Genomic DNA, 20,013 nt, shown 5'->3' on the forward strand with positions numbered 1-20,013 from the left:
CGCCCCGAACTACTCGATCAGCATCCGGAGCCACCTCGCGCACGAGCCCGATCCACACCCGCTGATCGAGTAACGCGCGAGCGGAGCGAGCCCGCGTATCGAGATCCCACACTCGCGCACCACCACTCGGTCAGCGAGGTGGTCGCGGGTTGCCGAGATGCGGGAGGGGGCCGGGCTGCCAGGGCGGAAGCTGGAACGGGAACGGGAAGCGGAAACCCGGCGGCGGCGCGGGCAGCACGTTCGGAGTGTGTTCGGGCAAAACCGGATTGGGATTGCGGCGCTGGTAGTAATAGTGGCCCGGCGGCAGACCGAGGGCCGCGTCGACGTTGTAGTCGTAGTTGTGGCGGCCGAAAAGGTAGCCCTGCACCGACAATCCGAAGTGGATCGGATCGATCCACGGCGCGGGTGCATCGCAGATCAGCGAGTACTCGTTGCAGACACTGACGGTGTTCGGGCCGAGTGTGCGCGGCCCCGGCCCGGAGATCCCCGGGAAGATTCCGGTGAAGGCCGAATAGATGCCGCCCGGCGCACGCGGATCACCGAAGAGCACCACATGATCGGCGTGATCGGAGATATTGCCCGCGATCTCCGCCCCCAGCGAATGCGCGACGATCACCACCTTCCCCTCCGGACACTGCTCCCGGTAGTCGTCGATCGCGTCGATGGCCGACTCCGTACCCACACTCACCGACTCGTCCTTGGTGTACGGCCCGAGCGGCCACACCGACGACGGATAGTCGAGCGACTCGGTGCGCGCGGTCTCCTGGTAACGCTTCAGAACATCGCCGATGAACGTCGGACGGCCATGCTGTTCGGCATCGCGCTGACCGTCCCCTCCGATACCGAGAAGGTAAGGGCGGCAATCGGCTCCGTGCTCAGGCTCCCGCACGACAAGTGTGTCGTGGATGTCCATCTCGCGGACGTCCGGGGTGGTGCTGCATTCGGCGCGCACAAGCGTGGTGGTGATGTCCCAGACCGGCAGGACCGCCACCTGCGTCTCATTGAGGTCGAGTACGAGTTCCGACTTGGCGGTGCGGTCGGTGATGGTCCGGTTGTGCGATAGGGTGCCGCGCAGCCGGAATCCGAGACCGCTGACGTCGATCGAGGTGAATCCGTTCGGTGGCGGGATGGCAATGGTCTGACTGGTCGTGCCACGCAATACGAGTGAGGCGCCCGCGGGGGCGGTCACCGAGGTGGGGCTCCCGTCGAGCGGACACCGGACGGACGTCGTGAGATCACCGACGATCTCGGCACGGACGGCACGCGTGATCACGCCGTAGCTGAGCTCGAAGTTCCGGATCGTGGCGGTCGAGTTCGCCCCGCGCTCCCCGGTCGCACCGGGATCGAAGACGACCGTCGAGTTGCCCTGGGCCCGACCGCGGAAGGCCAGCGCGGTGATGTCATAGCTGCCCCAGCCGGTGACCGTGGTACCGGGGTTGAGGTGTGTCCGCTCCGATCGCGAGGCGTACTCGTTGTCCAAGGTGCCGGCGACGGCCCGCGCATAGCCCTGGGTCCACTGTCCGCGCCCGAAGGTGGCGCCACCCCAGACCTGGGTCCGCCAGGCGGCGTCGGTGGTGATGACCGGAATGGATGCGGAGGGCGCGAAGAACATCGCAGCGAAGACGACGATGATCGTCCCCTTCAGCAGTGTCGTCGCACGCCTGGGCATCGCGAACCTCCCCGGAGCTCCGGATATCGCCAGGAAGGTCGTCAGACCGGCACGACCTCGCGGTCGTCGTCCGATGTCGGCGGCGCCGTATCCGTCGGCGGTGGACCGTCGTCGTCCTCGCGTTCCGGCCAGAACGCCCAGCCCACCAGGAAGGCGACCGCCAGGACGATGGCGACCAGCAGGATCGGGCTCGACAGCCACACGATCCAGACCGCGGCCCCCGGCACATGCCACAGCACCTTGCGCACCTCGGTGACCCGGTACATCGCCGGATCCGGCAGCGGATTCGCGTCACCGCGCATGGCGATCAGATAGTGACCGTCGTCCTCCCGCCGGATCTCGGTGACGCGGTGGGTGATCGGCAACTGATCGTCGCCACGTTCGACGGTCACCACATCCCCGACCCGGATCTCGCTCGCCGGGATCTCCCGCGCCAGCGCCGCCGACCCCTGGGGAATGGCCGGCTCCATCGAACCGGTCTTGAACAGAATGATGGAGAAATTGAACACGAAGGCGACGATCACCAGAGCGATACATATCGTGCCGAAGATCGCCAACACCGTCAGGACGGTATCCGCCACCTTCTCCCCCGCCGTCCGGCCGCGTGACAATTCGGCAGCCGGGGCATGTGAATCAGAATTGGTTAGTTCGGTCATGGAAAGACCTTTCCGGGAATGCCGAACACTGGTCGCCGGACAATCGACAGTCGAGCGGCAAGGACGCCGGTGATCAATTCACCACTCATCATCACGGCTCCACACTGCTCGCCTGGAACTCCCACCACGCCGGAACCGTGCGTGCCAGACCCGACGGATTGGTCCCCACCGGCAATGTCACCGTGAAGCCGAGCCAGTGTTCCGCACCCTTCCCGACCGAGACCGCAGCCGACGGCACGCCATGAGCGATGGGGTAGCTGGCGATTTGGGTGCCGCCGGTGCCCGCATAGGAGCCCGGGTTAGCGGTACCGAGATCCACGATCCGCACCATGAGCGCCTCCCCAAGGGTGTTTCCGGGATCAGTCAGCGGCGGAGCCACGATCACCGACGCATCGAGGAAGCCCTCGGTTTCCCGGATGCCGACCAGCGCATGCACCGAGTCGCCGGGCATCATGTTCTCCGGGTGGATGTCCTGCAGATCGAACCGCATGGTGCCGGATTCATTCTGCGTGGTGAACTCGTCCCACGTGCTGCCGGCGTCGAAGCTGCCCTGGACATTCCACGATTTCTCGCCGGTGCCGAAGAGCCCGTCACCCCAGATGGTGTCGTTCCAGGCGGCGAGAATGATGAGTGCACCGATGCCGAGGATTGCGCCGGCGGCGAGGATCGCTCTGCGCTTCCGGGTGGCACGGGTGGGTTGTTTCGTTTCCAATGTCGGTACCCCATTTCAGGTGAGTGACCATCCGGTAAACGAACATTAGCGCGCCACCTCATCGGAACAGGCCGAAAATTCAGAATCCCTCACCGGATATAGCAGAATTCGCAATCCATTCGCCGATACCAATTTATGGGTCAATTGTCCCGCTATTTATTAGAATGGGGAACAAATCATTGTTCGTCGCGCCATTACCCACCCCGTCGACGTGCACCGCGGGGCGCACCCGTGCGACCGAAGTCGGGCACAAAGCCCCTGTTCAGATCGCCTCGTGGCGGATCCGCCACCGCCTGCGAGACACGATAATCGGACGACTCGGACAAATCGGTACCGGAGTTTCATGACGGGCACCGTCGGCGCTAGTGTCCTTCTGTTAGCCTCACCAAACCCGAAAGGGGGAACACATGCTCCTCGCCGCAGGCGGTGCGCCATCGGTGTTCGCCCAGATGTTCGGCAGCGGTCTGATCGGAGTCCGTGAGGGCCTCGAGACCGGCATCGTCGTCATGGTCCTGATCGCCTTCGTCGTGAAGTCCGATCGTCGCGACGCACTGAAGTGGATCTGGGCGGGTGTCGCCGCCGCCGTCGCCATGGTCATCGCGATCTTCGTGATCATCCACTTCGGCACGCAGACCATCACCAGTCTGACCGCCGAACTCATCGCGGGCATCGCGTCGCTGGTGGCGGTCGTCATCGTCACCTTCATGGTTCTGTGGATGGCCAAGGCGTCGGCGCATATCTCCTCCGACCTCAAGGCCGGGATGACCAGCGCACTGGTGACGGGCGGTATCTCGGTGATGGGCCTGTCCTTCCTGGCGGTCGGACGTGAGGGTTTCGAGACGGCGCTGCTGATGGTCGGCTACGCGGAGAGCGTCGCCGGTGGCCTGTGGCCGCTGGTCGGCCTGCTGCTCGGCATCATCGTGGCGGTGATCGCGACGATCCTGCTGTACCGCGGTGCCATCCGGCTGAACTTCCACAAGTTCTTCCTCTACACGGGGGCCTTCCTGATCGTCGTTGCCGCGGGCATCCTCGCCTACGGCGTCCGCGCCCTGCAGACCGTCGGCTGGCTGCCGTTCCTCGAGCAACCGGCCTTCGACATCTCCGCGCACTACGACCAGTCGTCCTGGTACGGCACGATCCTCGCGGGCATCTTCAACTTCCGACCCGATCCGTCGGTACTGCAGGTGCTCGCCTGGGGCATCTACCTCGCCGTCGTGATGACACTGTTCCTCCTCCGCAATCGCGTGCAGCCCACGCCCGCGGCACCCGCATCGACCACCGATGCGGTCGACGAGACCCCGGCATCCACCAACGCCGGCGCCTGAAAGGAAATCCGGGTGAACCCGAAAATCACCACCGCGGTCGCTCTGTTCTCGCTGACCGCCGGGCCGCTCGTGCTGGCCGGCTGCACCGAGAAGGACAGCAGCACCGACGCCATCGCCGTCACCTCCACCAATGACTCCTGCGATCTCGCGAGCACCGAGGCACAGACCGGCAACGTCAAGTTCGCGGTCGCCAACAACGGCTCCAAGGTCACCGAGTTCTACGTCTACGGCAACAACAACCGCGTGCTCGGGGAGGTCGAGAACATCGGCCCCGGCATCACCGGTCATCTGACCGTGGAAATCGTCGAACCGGGCACCTACAGCGTCGCCTGCAAGCCCGGCATGGTCGGCACCGGCATCCGCCAGGAGATCACCGTCACCGGCGAGAAGAAGGACAAGGCCGAGGTCCCCGCCGACGTCAACGCCGCCAAGGAGCGGTACCTCGAATACGTGCGCGGACAGGTCAACGGTCTCGCCGCACAGACCCAGGTCTTCGTCGACCGCATCAAGTCCGGTGACCTCGACGCCGCCCGCGCCCAGTTCGGCCAGGTACGCACCTTCTACGAGCGCATCGAGCCCGTCGCCGAGTCCTTCCCGGATCTCGACCCGGCCGTCGACATGCGCTGGGACGACACCGAGGACGGCAAGCAGGACTTCACCGGCTTCCACCGTCTCGAGCGCTACCTGTGGCCGCCGCAGCCGCAGGACGTCGGCGATCAGCCCGACCAGGTGGCACCGGCCGACGCCGAACATGCCAAGGCCAATGACACCAAGGACAACATCGCGAAGGCCGCCGACGGTCTGCTCGCGAACGTCAACAAGCTGAAGACCGAAGTGAACAAGCCGGACTTCACCTTCGAGACCCGCCAGTTCGTGCAGGGCCCGCAGGCGCTGATCGATGAGATCGCGGCCACCAAGGTCGGCGGCGAGGAGGATCGGTACTCCCACACCGACCTCTACGATTTCGCCGCGAACGTCGACGGCGCCGAAACGCTGATCGCCGAGATGGAGCCGATCATCTCGAAGAAGAGCCCCGAGTTGATGGACAAGATCACCGCGCAGTTCGCCGATGTCCGTGACGCCATCAACAAGCTGCGTGAGGGTGACGGCTACGTGACCTACACCAAGGTCACGCCGGAACAGCGCAAGGAACTCTCGAACAAGATCGACGCACTGTCGGCCACGCTGTCGCAGGTGCCCGGGCTGGTGCTCGGCGAATGACCGATCCCACCCCGGAACCGACGGAAACCGAGTCGCGCCACCGCTTTTCGCGGCGGGCGCTGATCGGTGGTGCCGGCGCCGGGGTGGTCGCGGCCGCGGCCGGCGGCATTGCCGTCGGCCGCGCCACCGCGGGTGACAGCGGCGACGGTGATCCACACATCGTGCCGTTCCGTGGCGAACGGCAGGCCGGCATCATCACCGCAGCGCAGGATCGCCTGCACTTCGCGAGCTTCGACGTCATCACCGACTCCCGCGACGAACTCGTCGCCATGCTCAAACGATGGACCGCCGCCGCCGAACGCATGACACGCGGCGAGGAGACCGAGGAGGGCGGCGCCGTCGACAAGGGCGAATACCACCCGCCGTCGGACACCGGCGAAGCCCTCGGCCTCAGTGCGTCGAGTCTCACCCTCACCATCGGATTCGGCCCCGGGCTGTTCGGACCGTCCGCCGCCGACCCGAACCGGCCCGACCGCTTCGGCATCGGTGACCGGAAACCCGCTGCGCTCGTGGACCTTCCGGCCTTCGCAGCGGAGAAGATCGAACCCGCCCGCTCCTTCGGCGACATCTGCATCCAGGCCTGCGCCGACGATCCGCAGGTCGCGGTGCACGCCATCCGCAACCTCGCCCGGATGGGCCTCGGCGTCGTCGCTGTCCGGTGGTCGCAACTCGGTTTCGGCCGCACCTCGTCGACCACCCAGTCGCAGGACACCCCGCGAAACATGTTCGGGTTCAAGGACGGTACGGCGAACCTGCACGCCGAGGACACCGACCTCCTGGACCGCTGGGTGTGGGTCGGCAAGGACGACAACCCCGAGAAGGCGCAGTGGATGACGGGCGGCACCTACCTCGTCGCACGCCGCATCCGTATGGACATCGAACCCTGGGATCGCGCGAACCTGTCCGAACAGGAACTGGTCGTCGGCCGGCACAAGGGTTCCGGCGCACCCCTCGGCCAGCAGAAGGAATTCGACGAACCCGACTTCCGGATCACGTCCTACGGCGCACCGGTGATCCCGCGCAATTCTCATGTGCGGCTGGCACATCCGGACAACCTCGGTGGCGTCCGCATCCTGCGCCGTGGCTACAACTTCACCGACGGCTCCGACGGATTCGGCCACCTCGACGCCGGACTGTTCTTCATCGCGTTCAACCGCGACTCCGGGAAACAGTTCGTCCCGATGCAGCAGGAACTGTCGCGCCGCGACGCCATGACCGAATACCTGGTCCCCAACGCCTCGGCCGTCTTCGCGATCCCGCCGGGTGTGCGCGACGGCGAATGGTGGGGGCAGCACCTCTTCGAGTGATCTCGATACGGCGCCTCGCTGCGCTCGGGGCCTACTCGATCAGCGAGCGGCTACTGCTGGTCGAGTAGCGTGTGAGCGCAGCGAGCCCGCGTATCGAGACCCGACACTCATTTATCGAGACCCGCCACTCATTCCAGATAGCGCTCCCACGCGTCGCGCGAATCGAGCATCACCCCGTCGTCGGCGGCACGCCGTTCGGCGTCTCGGACCCGGCGCATCAGCGCCCGGATACGTTGCCGCGTGGTCTCTTCCACGCTGTCGCCGCCGGTCTCCACGGCCACCGTGGTGATCTCCTCGTCGACGGCGTCGACCGGGAAGTCGGCGGCCTCCAACCGCTCGAGCACCTTCTGGGCCAGAGCGAGTGCCGGTGCGGTGGCCGCGATACCGTCGAGCACCGAGCCGCGCGCCTTCTCCGCCGCCTTGCGTTCCTCCCACTCCCGGATCTGGGTCTCCAGATCGGCGTGCGCACCGGAGAGCACCCCGGGAGTGCGGTGGGACACCTTGGTGACGAAACTGCGTGCCACGTCGTCGATGTCGAAGGGATGAGACGGATCGTCGGCGGCGATGCGCGCGTGAAAGAGCACCTGCAGCAGCAGATCCCCGAGTTCCTCGCGCAGGTCGTCGGCGTCACCGGAGTCGATGGCGTCGAGGACCTCGTAGACCTCTTCGACCAGATAGCGGCGCAGCGACTGGTGCGTCTGGCGGCTCTCCCACGGCCCGTTCCGCCGCAACGTATCCATCAACGACACCGCCTCGACGAGAGCCGCGCCGGGCGCCTCCGGCGCACCGATCACCTCGTCCCCGGCGGCGATCCGCCTCAGTACCAACGGATGTTCGGCGTCCGTGCTGACGAGGGGCACCGACGGATCGTCCCCGGCACCGGCAGCGGTCGCGCTCAGTTGCCACAGCACGGCTGCCGGCACGTCTTCGGTCACCGTCACCGGCCCCGTCAGCATCGACAGAGCGCGCACCGGGATCAGCTCCGGCCGTCGCGGATCGAGGAGCACCACCGTCATCGTCGCCGCCTTTCCCTCACCACCGTCGTTCTCCAACCTAACGCCTGGAGCGGCGAACTCCGGGGAGGGAACGTGGCGTAACCGTCACCGATATGACGCCGAACGCCCGGATCCCGGCCGTAACTCGCCGGATCGGTGACGGTTACGCCACGTCGGTCGATCAGACGACCGATATCCCTCGTGACGCGACCATGGTTCGCTATCGGCATGGATCCTGCAGCGAACACCGCACCCGTTCCGGTTCGTGCGACTTTCCCCGGCATCTCCACTCGCGCCTGGGAGCACCCCGCCGACCGCACCGCTCTCACCGCGCTGCGCAAGCTGAAGGGCTTCGACCAGATCCTCAAGACACTGTCCGGCCTGCTCCGCGAACGTCAGCATCGTCTGCTGTACCTGGCCGGTTCGGCTCGCGTGGGAAGCAGGCAGTTCGCCGATCTCGACACCTTGCTCGACCAGTGCGTCGAGACACTGGACGCACCGGTGAAGCCGGAACTGTTCATCACGCAGTCCCCGGAGGCCAGCGCCATCTGCATCGGGATGGACCGACCTTTCATCGTGCTGACCTCCGGCCTCTACGAACTGATGGACCACGACGAGCTCCGATTCGTCATCGGTCACGAACTCGGCCACGCGATGTCCGGGCATGCGGTCTACCGCACGATGCTCATGCATCTGACCCGCCTGGCCGCATCCATCGGGTTCATCCCGCTCGGCGGCTGGGCGCTACGTGCAGTCGTCGCGGCGCTCATGGAGTGGCAGCGTAAGGCCGAATTATCCGGCGACCGTGCGGGTTTGCTGTGTGCGCAGGATCTCGACACCGCACTTCGCGTCGAACTGAAGCTCGCCGGTGGCAAACACCTGGATCAGATGGACACCCAGGCCTTCCTCGCCCAGGCCAAGGAGTACGAGCGCACCGGCGACCTCCGGGACGGCGTCCTCAAATTGCTGAACCTGGAGATGCAGTCGCATCCGTTCTCGGTTCTGCGCGCCGCCGAGCTGAATCGGTGGGTGGATCGCGGCGAGTACGGACAGATCATCTCCGGCGCGTATCCCCGTCGGCAGGACGACGATTCGGCACGCTTCGCCGACGATGTGGATGCCGCGCGAAAGACCTACCGCGACAACTTCGACGAGTCCGAGGATCCGCTGATCACGACGATTCGCGAGGGATTCGGCGGTGTCGTCGACGGAGTCGGACAGGCGGCCTTCGACGTCGCGGAGAACGTCAACCGCAAGTTCTCCGACTGGCGGTCGAACGCGAAGTCCCGCTACGGCAACGACTGAGAGGCCGGGGATCTCGATACGCACCTCGGCTGGCGCCTCGGCGCTACTCGATCAACGGGAGGGTCGGCGCCTCGGCGCTACTCGATCAACGGGAGGGTCGGCGCTACTCGATCAGCAGAAACCGGCGCCACTAGATCAGCGGATACCAACCGCTGGTCGAGTAGACCGCGAGCGCAGCGAGTGGTCGTATCGAGACCCGGAGCGTCACTTCTCGATCGGTTTGATCTGCTTGAGGAAGGTCGTCAGGTAGTCGATGAGTTCGTCGTCGCGGAGACGTTCGGAGCCGACGCCGCCGGTCCGCGGGATCGGCAGCGTGACCACCGAGGTCGTGGCGCGGTAACCCGCCGCCGGATAGAGGCGCTTGAGCCGGACCTGCTCGCTGTCCAGCAGATTCATCGGCGCGATCTTGACTCCGGTTCCCGCGATACCGATCTCGGCGACCTCCCGCTCCCGAGAACGCAGCCGCAGCCGTGCGATGGCCGCCAGGCGACGGGTTTCCTCGGGCGGTTCGCCGTACCGGTCGGTGAGTTCGGTGAGCACCGCGTCGACGGCCTCGTCATCACCGGCCGAGGCGAGCTTGCGGTAGGCCTCGAGCCGTAGGCGGTCGGAGTCGACGTACTCGACGGGGATGTGCGCGTCGACCGGCAGATCGATCCGCACCTCGGCGGGTTCACTGCTGGTGACGGGCTGACCGTCGGCGGCCGCACGGTAGGCCTCCACCGCCTCGCCGACGAGCCGCACGTAGAGGTCGAAGCCGACACCGGCGACGTGCCCGGACTGTTCGGCCCCCAGAACGTTTCCGGCGCCGCGCAATTCGAGATCCTTCAGCGCCACGGCCATACCGGCGCCGAGTTCGTTGTTCTGCGCGATGGTCGCCAGACGGTCGTAGGCGGTCTCGGTGAGCGGTTTCTCCGGGCTGTACAGGAGGTAGGCGTAGCCGCGTTCACGGCTACGGCCCACGCGGCCCCGAAGCTGATGCAGCTGCGAAAGACCAAGGTTCTCGGCCCGATCGACAATCAGGGTGTTCGCGTTGGAGATGTCGAGGCCGGTCTCGATGATCGTGGTGCACACCAGCACGTCGTACTCGCGGTTCCAGAATCCGGCGACCGTGCGCTCGAGCTGCTCCTCGCCCATCTGTCCATGTGCCACAACAACTCTGGCCTCCGGCACCATCTCGGCGATCTCCTTGGCCGTCTTGTCGATGGTCGAGACGCGGTTGTGCACGTAGAACACCTGGCCGTCACGCAGCAGTTCGCGGCGGATGGCGGCGGCCACCTGCTTCGACGAATAGCCGCCCACATAGGTGAGCACCGGGTGACGTTCCTCGGGTGGCGTCAGGATCGTCGACATCTCGCGGATGCCGGCCATCGACATCTCCAGGGTGCGCGGGATCGGGGTCGCCGACATGGTGAGCACGTCGACGTGGGTACGCAGCGCCTTGATGTGTTCCTTGTGTTCGACGCCGAATCGCTGCTCCTCGTCGACGATCACGAGGCCGAGGTCCTTCCAGGTGACGCCGGCCTGCAGCAACCGGTGGGTGCCGATCACGATGTCCACGTCGCCCGAGGCCATCGCGTCGATGATCTCCTTGGACTCCTTGGCGTCGGTGAACCGGGAGAGCCCGCGCACCTTGACCGGGAATCCCTCCATCCGTTCGGTGAAGGTCTGCAGATGCTGTTGCGCCAGAATGGTTGTCGGCACGAGAACGGCGACCTGCTTGCCGTCCTGAACGGCCTTGAAGGCGGCGCGCACCGCGATCTCGGTCTTGCCGTAGCCCACGTCACCGACGACCACCCGGTCCATCGGGACCGCCTTCTCCATATCCGCCTTCACCTCGCCGATGACCGTCATCTGGTCCATCGTCTCGGTGAAGTCGAAGGCGTCCTCCATCTCCCGCTGCCACGGGGTGTCGGGGCTGAATGCGTAGCCGGGAGCCGCGTTGCGCGCCGCGTACAACTGGACGAGCTCGCCCGCGATCTCGCGAACGGCCTTGCGCGCCTTGCGTTTGGTGTTCTGCCAGTCGGAGCCGCCCAGCTTGGACAATGACGGCTGTTCGCCACCGACATAGCGCGACAACTGATCCAGCGCGTCCATCGGAACGTACAGGCGGTCGGCGGGCTGGTTGCGCTTGGTGGAGGCGTATTCCAGCACCAGGTATTCGCGACGTGCCCCGGACACGGTGCGCTCGATCATCTCCACGAAACGGCCGATGCCGTGCTGATCGTGGACGACCAGATCGCCCGCGGACAATGCCAACGGGTCCACCTGATTACGCCGTTTGGCCGGTAGACGACGACCGTCGCGCACGCTCGCGACGCGGTTGCCGGTCAGGTCGGCCTCGGTGACGATCACCAGGCCGGCGTCGGGTGCGACGACACCGTGGCGCAGCGTCCCGTGATAGACCGACACGTGGCCCGCATCGGGGCGCGATCCCGGTTCGGCGATCTCCGCGGGCACCTCGGCCTCGCGGAGACGTTCGACCACTCGTTGGGCGGTTCCCTTGCCCGCCACCACGATTGCCGCGGTGCCGCCCGTCGACACATGCGCACGCAATGATGCGAAGGTGGCCGCGATCTCGTCGTCGTGCCCACGCGGGGCGGGCCCCGCCGTCAGGGCGAGACCCACCTCGTCCTCTTCGCCGGTGGCCAGCGGACTCATCGTCCACCACGGACGTCCCGCGGCGAGCGTGGTGCGCTCCACCTCGTCGAGCGACCGGTAGGCGCTGGCCTGCAGGTCGATGCCGGGGCCGGATGAGGTGCGGCCGTCCACCGGGGCGTCGCCGCCCATCGCGGCGGCGGTCCACGAGGCCTCCAGGAATTCGGCACCGGTTTGCGCGAGATCACCTGCGCGCGTACGGATCTTCTCCGGATCGAGCAGGAGGATGCCGGTGCCGTCGGGCACCACCTCGGTGAGCATCTGCATCGGTCCGTCGACCAGCAGTGGGATCAGCGCTTCCATACCCTCCACGGGGATGCCCTCGGCCAGCTTGGCGAGCATGTCCCCCAGTGACGGGTCGTCGGCGTGCTGGGCCGCGAGATCGGCCGCACGGTCCCGCACCGCCGCCGTCAGCAGGAGCTCCCGCCCCGGATGGATACGCACGACCGACGCGTCGATCTCCGGCTGGCTGCGCTGGTCGGCCACCGAGAAGGCGCGCATCTCGGTGATCTCGTCGCCCCAGAACTCCACGCGCACCGGGAAATCCGCAGTGGTCGGGAAGACGTCGAGGATGCCGCCGCGCACGGCGAACTCGCCGCGCCGCCCGACCATGTCGACACGCTCGTAGGCCATCTCCACGAGGTCGGTGAGGAGTTGTTCGAAGTCGGTCTCCAGGCCTTCGCGGAGAGTGATGGTGCGAACGGATCCGAGGCCCGGCGCCATCGGCTGCACCAGTGACCGCACGGTGGTGACGACGGCGCGCAGCGGCACCGGATCGTCGGCGGGATGGGTCAGGCGATGCAGGACCGCGAGGCGCTGACCGACGGTGTCCGCGCTGGGCGAGAGCCGCTCGTGCGGCAGGGTCTCCCAGGACGGGAACTGCGCGACACCACGCGGATCGTCGAGGAGCTCACCGAGTTCGGCGGTCAGGTCGTCGGCCTCCCGGCCGTTGGCGGAGACCACGAGCAGCGGCGACGATCCGACCTCGGCCAGGGCGGCCGCGACGAACGGACGGGCCGCATCGGGGGCGGTGATGTCGAGACGACGCTCGTCGCGGCGCGCGAGGAGATCGGTGATCGCCTTGTCGGCACAGGTCACCTGGGCGAGCCCGTGCAGGGCGGGAGGAGTCGACACTCCGTCAATTCTAGGGAACGCCGCCGACAGGATTCCGGCCCCGTCACCACCGCCGCGGAATCAAACGGACCGCGGTCCTGTTATGCCCTGTGTGACGAGCATCGAGAATCCCACGCGCCAGCCCGCACTGTTCCTGAGCCACGGGGCGCCACCACTGGTGGACAGCGAGCGCTGGGTCGCTCAGCTGGAGAAACTGGCCGGCCGGCTGGATCGGCCGACGGCCATCCTGATGGTGTCCGCGCACTGGGAGGCGGCGCCGCTGACCATCGGCTCCACCGATCCCACCACACCCCTGACCTATGACTTCTGGGGATTCCCGGATCGCTTCTACCGGACCACCTACTGGTCCCCCGGCGCCGACGACCTGGCCCGGCGGGTGGCCGCGATGATGCCCGACGGCGAACCCATCGCCCACGACCCGCAGCGCCGCCTCGACCACGGTGCCTACGTGCCGCTCACCGTCATGTACCCCGAGGCCGACATCCCGGTGCTGCAGATCTCGCTGCCCACCCTCGACCCCGAACAGCTCCTGTCACTGGGCAGGCGCCTCGCCCCGTTGCGCGACGAGGGTGTCCTGATCATCGGCTCCGGCTTCACCACACACGGTCTGCCCTATCTCACCGACCCGCGACCCGAGGCCACCCCGCCCGGCTGGTCGGTGGAATTCGACGCCTGGGCGCACGAACGGTTCGCCGCGGGCGACGTCGAATCACTCATCGACTTCCGCAACCGTGCGCCCGGCATGCCCTACGCGCATCCGACGATCGAACACTTCTCGCCGCTGTTCGTCGCACTGGGTGCCAGCGACGACGTGGAGCAGAAACCCGACCAGGTCATCGACGGCTTCTGGATGGGCCTGGCCAAACGTTCCCTCGTGCTGGCCTGACGCACCCCGCATCTCATAGCGTGAGCGCGAGTTTGCGCGTGCCTACGGGTTCGGCGGGTCGTCGACGGTCGTACGGTCGGTCGGCTCGACGTAGTCGGGGCCGACGAGCTTCGGGTCCGGATCGAGGCGGGTGAGGCCGTTCCAGCACAGGTTCACCAGATGGGCCGCGACGACCTCCTTCGACGGCTCGCGGACGTCGAGCCACCACTGCGCGGTCACCGACACCATACCGACGAGTGCCTGCGCGTAGAGGGGCGCGAGTTCCGGATCGAAGCCGCGGCGCTCGAAATCGTTGGCGAGGATGTGCTCGACCTGACTGATGGCGTCGTTGAGAAGACTTGAGAAGGTGCCGGTCTCGCCCGTATTGCTGCTCTCGCCGCGGACCAGGATGCGGAATCCGTCGGTGCGCTCCTCCATATAGGTGAGCAGTGCCAGCGCCACCTGCTGAATACGGTAGAGCGAACGATTCTTGGTCAGCGACGACGTGACCATCTCCAGCAGAGTGTCCATCTCGCGGTCGACGACCACCGCGTAGAGGCCCTCCTTGCCACCGAAGTGCTCGTACACGATGGGTTTGGAGACGCCGGCGCGCTGGGCGACCTCCTCGATGGAGGTCCCCTCGAAACCGCGTTCGGCGAAGAGCCCGCGGGCCACCTCGATGAGCTGCAGTCGACGCTGCGGGCCCGTCATTCGCGTACGGGGTGCTCGCTGCACCTCGTCGGACGAATCTGCGGGACGGCTGACTGCCATACCGATACCCTAACGACGCACGGACTTTCCTGGTAATCCTAAGTCGTGCTGTCCATCGAGGAGATCTCCGCCCGGCTCGAGATCCAGCAGGTGATCACCGATTACGCCACCGCTGTCGACGCACGCCGGTGGGACGACCTCGATCAGGTATTCACTCCCGACGCCGTCATCGACTACAGCGCCGTCGACGGCATCGTCGGCACCCTGCCGGAGGTGAAAGAATGGCTCGCGCAGGTGCTTCCGGGATTCAGCACCTACTGCCACCTCGTCGGCAACCACGAGATCACCATCGAGGGCGATACCGCCCGTTCACGGACGCTCTGCCTGAATCCCATGCAGGTGCACGACGGTACGACCTTCCTCATCGGAATCTGGTACCGCGACACGTGGATTCTGACCCCCGACGGCTGGCGAATCCACACCCGGACCGAGGAAAAGTGCTTCGACACAACGCTGAAATCGAGCTGATCGCAGCTCTTGCGCCGCGCCACGCACCGCTATCCACGCAGGTCGCGACCGCCTTCGAGCACCAGATGCCCACCGTCGGCGCGTAAATCGCAACGATCCGGGCGTGCTGCGTCTAGAGTGACGACAGGCCTGGTACTGATCCGGTGCGGGGGCACGCGATCTCACTTGTCGTCGCGCCGGGCCACGACGAGGGGAATCTCGTGCACCTGTGGGACTACGTCAGCGGCCACGCCGCCAATCTCACCTTTCTCACGTATCAGCATGCCTCGCTGGCGTTTCAGACGGTCCTCGTCGGCACCGTGGTGGCCCTGGTCATCGCCGTCGCCGTCTACCGACTGCCCTTCGCGTCCGCGCTGACTCTGACGAGTAGCCGCGTGGCACTGACGATTCCGTCGCTGGCCCTGCTGGCACTGCTGATCGTGCCGTTCGGACTCGGTGTCGTACCGTCCTTCATCATGCTGGCGTTCTTCGCCACCATGCCCGTCATCGGCAACGCGGTCGTCGGCCTCCGTTCGGTACCGCCGTCGGTGGTAGAGGCGGCACGCGGAATCGGGTTGTCGCGCTGGCGGATTCTGCTGTCGGTGGAGTTGCCCATCGCGTGGCCGGTCATTCTCACCGGAATCCGGGTGTCCACGCAGATGATCGTGGGCGTGGCCGCCATCGTCGCCTACGTCCTCGGACCGGGCCTCGGCTCACTGATCTTCACCGGACTGTCCCGCCTGGGCGGTGCCAACGCGCTCGAAATGGCTTTGACCGGAACAATTCTCGTCGTCATCGTGGCGCTGGTCTTCGACGGACTACTCGCCCTGCTCGGACGCCTCACCATCTCCAAAGGACTCGCATGACGAACACCGAAACCAGCCCAGAACGCGTTGTCACGGGTGAGTCCATCCGTCTCGACGGGGTGATGAAACGCTATCGCGGACAGGACAAGCCCGCCGTCGAGCGCCTCAACCTCGACATCGAGGCCGGACATATCGTGGCCTTCGTCGGCCCCTCCGGCTGCGGCAAGACCACTACCCTGAAGATGATCAATCGCCTGATCGAGCCCACCGAGGGACACATCTTCATCGGCGATCGCGATGTCACACGCGAGAATCCGGACAAGCTCCGCCAGTCCATCGGCTACGTGATCCAGTCCGGCGGACTCTTCCCGCACTGGACGGTGGCGAAGAACATCGGAGCGATCCCGCGGGTGCTCGGCTGGGACAAGAAGCGCATCGCCGAACGCACCGACTACCTCCTCGATCTCGTCGGTCTCGACGCGGCGGAGTTCGCAAACCGTCTCCCCAAGGACATGTCCGGCGGGCAGCAGCAGCGTGTCGGCGTGGCCCGGGCGCTCGCCGCGGATCCGCCGGTCCTCCTGATGGACGAGCCGTTCGGTGCGGTCGACCCGATCACCCGACTCAAACTGCAGGACAGCCTGATCGCGATCCAGCATGAACTCGCCAAGACGATCGTCGTGGTCACCCACGACTTCGAGGAAGCGACCAAACTCGGCGACAAGGTCCTCATCCTCTCCGAGGGCGGCCACATCGAGCAGTACGCGACGCCCGAGGAGATCCTCGCCAATCCGGCGTCGGAGTTCGTCGAGGAGTTCATCGGCTCCGGCGCCACACTCGCCGGCCTCACCCTGTCGCGCGTCCGGGACGTCGAACTGGATCCGGTGACGATCGCGCACGTGGGTGAGCCCACCGGCGAGGTACTCACCCGCGCGACCGCCGACGGCAGCACATGGGTGGTGGTCGTCGACAACGCCGGGCATCCACGCGCATGGCCGTCGCTGGCCGAAATCGCCGCCAAACCGCAGATCTCGGATTACATCGACCGGCGACTGCCGGTGGTCGCACGCTCGTCGACGCTGAACGACGCGCTCGACACCATGCTGGCGGCCAGTCAGGGCGGCGTGATCGTCACCGACGGGCGCGGCGCGGCCATCGGTGCGCTGACCATCAAGGCCGTCATGGAAGTCATCCGCGACCAGCTCGCGGAGGCCCGCTCCGACGAGGCCGAGGACAGCTACCGCGAACACGAGGAGGGCACGCACACCGGTGAGATGCCGGTCATCGTGCTCGCCGACGACGAGGACGACATCGGCGGCGCACAGCCGGACACCGGTGCCGGCGGCGGTACCCCGTCATGACCCGGCTACGACGACTACCCACCGATGTGTGGTTCGAGGCGTTGATCATCGCCGCGCTGCTCATCGGATTCATCGTCTGGTACCAGTCGACGACCTTCACCGAGACCGAGCAGGCCTCCCTGAACTGGGACACGTTGCGTAACACGATCATTGCGCACATCAAGCTGACCGGGGTGGCCACGGTGATCGTGGTGTTCATCGCGATCCCGGCGGGAATCCTGTTGACGCGCCCGGCCTTCAAACGCCTGAACCCGATCGCCGTCAACTTCGCCAACATCGGCCAGGCCGCACCGGCCGTCGGCCTGCTGGTGTTGTTCACCTTCTGGCTCGGCACCGGATTCAAGACCGCCGTCATCGGTTTGGTGGTCTACGCGATCCTGCCGATTCTGCAGAACACGATCGTCGGTCTGCGACAGGTGGATCCACGGACCATCGAGGCGTCCCGCGGTATCGGCTACTCCGCGGCGCGGACCCTGTTCCAGGTGGAGTTGCCCCTCGCGGTGCCGGTCATTCTCAACGGTGTCCGCATGGCACTGGTCATTCTCGTGGGCACCGCGACCCTGAGTACGTTCATCGGTGCCACCAGCCTCGGCACGCTGATCACCACCGGCGTCACCCTCTTCCTGCCCAAACTGCTGGTGTCCGGCGCCGTACTGGTCGGACTGCTCGCCCTGAGCATCGACTGGCTGGCCCGCCTGGTCGAACTCGCCGCAACCCCACGGGGGCTCGCATGACGTCAACCATCCGGCGCCACAGCGGCGTCCCCGCATTGATCGCCGTCCTGGTCCTTCTCGCCGGCTGCGGCCTGGTCAGTTCGTCGGGCACGTTCCGCTCCGCGTCCCTCCCCGACGGCGCCACACCTCTGAGTGGTGCCCGAATCACGGTGACATCCAAGAACTTCACCGAGAGTGTGCTGCTCGGCAAGATCGCGGCGACCTACCTCGCGGCGGCCGGCGCCGACGTCACCGACCTCACCAACGCACCCGGATCGGCGTCCTCACGTCAGGCACAGCTGAACGGCGACGCGGACCTGCTGTGGGAGTACACCGGCACCGCATGGGTGAACTATCTGCATCAGACCGAGACCATCGCCGACCCCAAGGAGCTCTGGCAGCGGGTCCACGACACCGAGCTGAAGCAGAACCGCCTCGTCTGGCTGCCACCCGCGAACTTCAACAACACGTACGCGTTCGCGGTCGCCTCCGCCCAGGGCAAGAAGCTCGGCGTGCGCACGATGTCGGATATCGCGCGCCTGCCCGTCGCGGAACGCACCTTCTGCATCAACGACGAGTTCTTCAGTCGCTCCGACGGATTCCTGCCGATGCTCGAGGCGTACGGCATCCCCTACAACAAGCCCAACGGTGTTCCCGGCCGGAATGTGACACAGATGGATTCCGGTGTCGTCTATACGTCCACCGCGCGAAGCGCGCCGTGCAACTTCGGCATGGTGTACACCACCGACGGCCGGATCAAGAATCTCGATCTGACCGTCCTCGTCGACGACAAGAAGTACTTCCTGCCCTACAGCGGCACCGTGGTGGTGCGCGAGGCGGTCATCAACCAATACCCCGAGATCCGTTCCCTGATGGCCACCATTTCCGACCGGCTCACCGACGACATCATGCAGGATCTCAACGGCCGCATCGACATCGACGGCGAGGATCCGTCCGATGTCGCGTTCGATTGGCTGAAATCCGAAGGGCTCGTAAAGGACTGACGAGCGTTCAGTGCCGTACCGGGTGCCTTCGGGCGGCTCCCCGGGGCGGCGAAAGCCGGGATGATCAGGCCGCGTACAGCGGCAATCGGCGCGGCTCCTCCAGCGGTGAATACCGTGAGGCATCGCCCTGCAGAACCTGACTCGACCGGCCGTTGATGTCGACGGGCACGTCGCCGCTCAACGTGATCCGATGCAGCTCACGCGCCTGGTCACCGAAGTCGGCGATCCCGTAGTGCTGCGTCGCGCGGTTGTCCCAGATGACCACATCCCCGAGCGCCCAGTTCCAGCGAGTGGTGTTCTCCAGCTTGGTGATCCGATCCTGCACCAGACGAAAGAGCGGCTCGAACTCGGAACTCCGGAGACCACGGAACTCCTTCGCGAAATGCCCGAGCAGGAGCGCGCGTTCCCCGGTCTCCGGATGGACTCGCACCACCGGGTGCAGGGTCTGATACTCCGTACTGACGAACTCCTCGTAGTGTTCCTTCTTCCGCACCGCGTCGATCCCGCCGCTCGGTTCCGTCTGCCGCACATAGTCGTACAGGTTCGTATGCGTCGCCCACAGGTTGTCGACGAGCTCCCGCAATGGTTTCGGCAGCGACTCGTAGGCCGCCACGGTGGACGCCCAGGTGGTGGCGCCCCCATAAGCGGGAAGGGTCACCGCGCGCAGGATCGACGCCTTCGGGATGCGATCCACGAACGTGACGTCGGCATGCCAGCTGTTCGCCGCACCCTCGATGGTGAGGAGCTGACTGCCCCGTGAGGTGACGGTCGGATGGGGCGCCGTCGGCACACCGAGCCGCTCGGCGAACGCGTACTGCGCATCATCGTCGAGGTGATGCTGTTCGCGGAAGGCCACCACCTTGTTGACCGCGAGCGCCAGGCGGATCGCCTCGACCTGCTCGTCGGGGAGATCCCCGGACAGCCGGACACCGTCGATGCGCGCACCGATGTGCTCACCCAGCTTGGTCACGGTGATCCCGGCGTCGCGGTACACCTCTCGTGCCGCCCGCTCCCGATCCGTCACGTCCTCGATCTGCGCCACTGTCATCGCCGAACTCCTTGTCGTCGCC

At 66.2% G+C, this 20,013-nt stretch carries 17 protein-coding genes; 10 read left to right on the forward strand and 7 right to left on the reverse strand.

Annotated elements, in window-relative coordinates:
- Positions 1-130 precede the first annotated feature (130 nt).
- The 3 genes from AC4JJG_RS01630 to AC4JJG_RS01640 form a co-directional block, all read right to left on the reverse strand.
- A complete protein-coding gene (locus AC4JJG_RS01630; RefSeq protein WP_495399256.1) occupies positions 131-1,669 on the reverse strand; it encodes a cutinase family protein in 1,539 nt (512 codons plus the stop codon).
- Positions 1,670-1,710: 41 nt separating this feature from the next.
- On the reverse strand, positions 1,711-2,325 hold the full coding sequence (locus AC4JJG_RS01635; protein ID WP_495399255.1) for a signal peptidase I: 615 nt from the start codon (positions 2,323-2,325) through the stop codon (positions 1,711-1,713).
- 91 nt (positions 2,326-2,416) lie between these two features.
- Positions 2,417-3,037 (reverse strand): SipW-dependent-type signal peptide-containing protein, encoded by a 621-nt coding sequence (locus tag AC4JJG_RS01640; RefSeq protein ID WP_495399254.1) that lies wholly within the window; start codon positions 3,035-3,037, stop codon positions 2,417-2,419.
- Between the two features lie 407 nt (positions 3,038-3,444).
- Here AC4JJG_RS01640 and efeU point away from each other — a divergent pair, with 407 nt between their 5' ends.
- From efeU to efeB, 3 genes are read left to right on the forward strand one after another with little or no spacing between them, the layout of a single operon-like run.
- The gene (gene efeU / locus AC4JJG_RS01645) at positions 3,445-4,362 is read left to right on the forward strand and encodes an iron uptake transporter permease EfeU (protein WP_495399253.1); all 918 of its coding nucleotides are present in this window, start codon (positions 3,445-3,447) and stop codon (positions 4,360-4,362) included.
- A gap of 12 nt (positions 4,363-4,374) precedes the next feature.
- Positions 4,375-5,583 (forward strand): iron uptake system protein EfeO, encoded by a 1,209-nt coding sequence (gene efeO / locus AC4JJG_RS01650; RefSeq protein WP_495399252.1) that lies wholly within the window; start codon positions 4,375-4,377, stop codon positions 5,581-5,583.
- On the forward strand, positions 5,580-6,890 hold the full coding sequence (gene efeB, locus AC4JJG_RS01655) for an iron uptake transporter deferrochelatase/peroxidase subunit (protein ID WP_495399251.1): 1,311 nt from the start codon (positions 5,580-5,582) through the stop codon (positions 6,888-6,890). Before efeO ends, efeB begins: the two co-directional genes overlap by 4 nt.
- A 128-nt stretch (positions 6,891-7,018) precedes the next feature.
- On the opposite strand, the gene AC4JJG_RS01660 is transcribed toward efeB, so the two are convergent.
- Positions 7,019-7,906, reverse strand: coding sequence for a nucleoside triphosphate pyrophosphohydrolase (locus AC4JJG_RS01660; protein ID WP_495399250.1), 888 nt, complete (start codon positions 7,904-7,906; stop codon positions 7,019-7,021).
- 207 nt (positions 7,907-8,113) lie between these two features.
- Between AC4JJG_RS01660 and AC4JJG_RS01665 the strand changes: the two genes are divergently transcribed.
- Positions 8,114-9,190: a M48 family metallopeptidase gene (locus AC4JJG_RS01665; protein ID WP_495399249.1), complete on the forward strand. Its 1,077-nt coding sequence runs from the start codon at positions 8,114-8,116 to the stop codon at positions 9,188-9,190.
- Positions 9,191-9,394: 204 nt separating this feature from the next.
- On the opposite strand, the gene mfd is transcribed toward AC4JJG_RS01665, so the two are convergent.
- Positions 9,395-12,979, reverse strand: coding sequence for a transcription-repair coupling factor (gene mfd / locus AC4JJG_RS01670; RefSeq protein ID WP_495399247.1), 3,585 nt, complete (start codon positions 12,977-12,979; stop codon positions 9,395-9,397).
- Positions 12,980-13,061: 82 nt separating this feature from the next.
- Here mfd and AC4JJG_RS01675 point away from each other — a divergent pair, with 82 nt between their 5' ends.
- Entirely contained in the window at positions 13,062-13,865 is an 804-nt protein-coding gene (locus AC4JJG_RS01675; protein WP_495399246.1) for a dioxygenase family protein, read from the forward strand.
- A 42-nt stretch (positions 13,866-13,907) separates the two neighbouring features.
- Here AC4JJG_RS01675 and AC4JJG_RS01680 read toward each other — a convergent pair whose 3' ends face one another.
- Positions 13,908-14,615, reverse strand: coding sequence for a TetR/AcrR family transcriptional regulator (locus AC4JJG_RS01680; protein WP_495399245.1), 708 nt, complete (start codon positions 14,613-14,615; stop codon positions 13,908-13,910).
- 45 nt (positions 14,616-14,660) lie between these two features.
- Here AC4JJG_RS01680 and AC4JJG_RS01685 point away from each other — a divergent pair, with 45 nt between their 5' ends.
- The 5 genes from AC4JJG_RS01685 (at position 14,661) to AC4JJG_RS01705 (ending at position 18,943) form a co-directional block, all read left to right on the forward strand.
- The gene (locus AC4JJG_RS01685) at positions 14,661-15,083 is read left to right on the forward strand and encodes a nuclear transport factor 2 family protein (RefSeq protein ID WP_495399244.1); all 423 of its coding nucleotides are present in this window, start codon (positions 14,661-14,663) and stop codon (positions 15,081-15,083) included.
- Positions 15,084-15,283: 200 nt separating this feature from the next.
- A complete protein-coding gene (locus AC4JJG_RS01690) occupies positions 15,284-15,928 on the forward strand; it encodes an ABC transporter permease (protein WP_495399633.1) in 645 nt (214 codons plus the stop codon).
- The gene (locus AC4JJG_RS01695) at positions 15,925-17,226 is read left to right on the forward strand and encodes an ATP-binding cassette domain-containing protein (RefSeq protein WP_495399243.1); all 1,302 of its coding nucleotides are present in this window, start codon (positions 15,925-15,927) and stop codon (positions 17,224-17,226) included. Before AC4JJG_RS01690 ends, AC4JJG_RS01695 begins: the two co-directional genes overlap by 4 nt.
- On the forward strand, positions 17,223-17,960 hold the full coding sequence (locus tag AC4JJG_RS01700; protein WP_495399242.1) for an ABC transporter permease: 738 nt from the start codon (positions 17,223-17,225) through the stop codon (positions 17,958-17,960). Before AC4JJG_RS01695 ends, AC4JJG_RS01700 begins: the two co-directional genes overlap by 4 nt.
- Positions 17,957-18,943, forward strand: coding sequence for a glycine betaine ABC transporter substrate-binding protein (locus AC4JJG_RS01705; RefSeq protein ID WP_495399241.1), 987 nt, complete (start codon positions 17,957-17,959; stop codon positions 18,941-18,943). The genes AC4JJG_RS01700 and AC4JJG_RS01705 overlap by 4 nt, the downstream gene beginning before the upstream one ends.
- A 64-nt stretch (positions 18,944-19,007) precedes the next feature.
- Here the strand turns inward: AC4JJG_RS01705 and AC4JJG_RS01710 are convergent, their stop codons facing one another.
- Positions 19,008-19,991 (reverse strand): TauD/TfdA dioxygenase family protein, encoded by a 984-nt coding sequence (locus AC4JJG_RS01710; RefSeq protein ID WP_495399240.1) that lies wholly within the window; start codon positions 19,989-19,991, stop codon positions 19,008-19,010.
- Positions 19,992-20,013: the final 22 nt, after the last annotated feature.

Source organism: Gordonia sp. B8661-1 (genome assembly GCF_059427765.1).